1 protein-coding gene is annotated in these 2,102 nt (G+C 71.8%); it reads right to left on the bottom strand.

Annotated elements, in window-relative coordinates:
* Positions 1-2,102, bottom strand: a 2,102-nt coding sequence (locus N878_RS18505) for a DUF2339 domain-containing protein (RefSeq protein WP_021445070.1), incomplete at both ends; no start/stop codon positions are given.

Raw genomic sequence — 2,102 nt, forward strand, 5'->3', positions numbered from 1 at the left:
AGGCCGAGCACCGCCGGCGTCCAGAAGCCGGTATGCGCCAGCGGCGTCAGCCCCGCGCTGCTCAGCCCCGCCAGCAGCAGCGGCCCGGCGGCGAGAAAGGCCAGGCCGGCGAACAGCTGCAACGCCAGGCTGAAGTAGAAGGCCACGCGCTGCTGCAGGTACAGCGCCAGCCAGAGGATCAGCAGGCCCGTACCGCCCCACACCGCCGCGGCGGCGACCCAGGGCAGGACGAACAGCACCGCCAGGTTGACGAATGCCAGCCCCGCCAGCAGCACCAGCGACAGCCCGGTCAGCAGCCGGCGGCTGGCGCGGATCTGCGGATCGCGCGCCGCCAGCAGCATGCCGGCGATCAGGCCGAAGCCGAGCAGCGAGGCGGCCAGCAGACCCAGCCAGCCGGCGGCGAAACCACCGCGACCGAAGGCCGCATCCAGCGCCATCTGGCCGACAAACAGCAGACCGCCCAGCAGTTGAATGGCGAAGGCGCTGAACACGAAGCTGCGCGCACCGATACGCAGCCCCACCAACAGGGTGGCCAGCCCCGCCAGCGCCCAGGCGATGGCGGTACCCGGCGCCGCCAGCAGCAGCGGCGCGATCAGGTAGACGAAGGCCAGCCCGGCGACGCCCAGCCAGGGCAGCAGGCGGTTTTCCCAGCGGTTGGCGGCCTGCGGTGCCCGGCGCAGCTGCCAGTAGCTGAACAGCAGCGCCGCAGCCAGCATCAAAGCGCCCAGCGGCGAACCGTCCAGCAGGCGGCCATAGCCGGCATCCAGGCCATGAAGGAAGGCCAGCGCCGCGCCGAGTTGCAGCAGCAGGGCGAAGGCGCGGGCCAGCGGCCGCCCCTGGCGCAGCCCCAGCCAGAAGATACCGGCGCCCTCCACCGCCCAGGCCGCAGAGGTCCAGCGCGCGTCCAGGCCCAGGGGAATGGCCAGGCTGGCGAACACCACACCGAGCGCCAGGCAGGTCTCCACCAGCAGCAGCGCGCGATGCCCGGCACGCGCCTTGAGCAGGTGCGCCAGCAGCAGGTAGAACAGGCCCAGGCCGAGGGCGCTGAACGCGGCGGCGAACTCGATATGGCGCACCAGCGCCAGCTGCAGGCCGAAGCCGATCAGCGGCGGGCCGAACAGCGCGGTGGCGTCGACATAGTCGCCGCGTCGCGCCGACCAGTGCAGCAGCGCGTCGCGTTCCTCGGGGGCGTCGCTCGCCTCGCGCAGCTTGCGCCGGGCGAACAGCAGGCCGATGGCCAGGTACATCAAAAAGAACAGGACCAGGAACGGCTGGGTGCTCCACAACAGCTCCGGCGTATAGGAGCGCAGGCCCCAGGCGAAACCGATGCCGAAGGTGCCGACGAAGCCGATCAGGTTGAGCAGGCGCCAGGCCTTGAACCAGGCGATGACGAAGATGCCGGCATTGAGCAGGGCGAAATAGGAGAACAGCGCGACATGGTTGCCGCTGCCGGTGGAGGTCAGGATAGGCGCGGCGAAACCACCGAGCGCCGCCGCGGCGGCCAGGCCGAGGGCGTTCTGCCGCACGGCCAGAATCGCCGAGCACAGCGTGACCGCCACCAGCAGCCCCAGCGCCATGCCGGGGTCGAGCAATGGATGCAGGCGCATGGCGGCGAATACCGTCAGGTACAGCACGGCGATGCCGGTGCCCTGCAGCACCAGGGCGTAGCCGGGATTGCGCAGGCGCAGCCACCAGCCCAGGCCGAGCAGGGCCAGCGCGCTGGCCGCCACGCCCATATAGCGCAGCTCGACGGGTACCTCGACGCCTTCGGTGGCGTAGCGCAGGAGGAAGGCCAGGCCGAGGAACAGCAGCACCACGCCGACCCGCAATACGGTGTTGCCGCCCAGCAGCCAGGCCTTGGCGGCGGCGAAGCCGCGTTCGAGCAGGTTGGGCTCACGCGGCTCGCGGGGTTTCCAGGGGCCGGCCTGGGGCACCGGAGGCGGCTCCTGGGCGACCTGCGCAGCCACGGGCGTCGGCGCTGGCGCTTCGGCGGGTTGTGGCGGCGCCTCGATTTCCGGCTCCAGCGTCCAGTCCAGCTCCGCCTCTGGCGCCTGCTCGGTGGTGGCGGCCTCGGCCACAACCGGCTCGAGCGGCGGTTCGGG

The organism is Pseudomonas sp. EGD-AK9 (assembly GCF_000465935.2).
In the GTDB taxonomy this organism is placed as follows: domain Bacteria; phylum Pseudomonadota; class Gammaproteobacteria; order Pseudomonadales; family Pseudomonadaceae; genus Aquipseudomonas.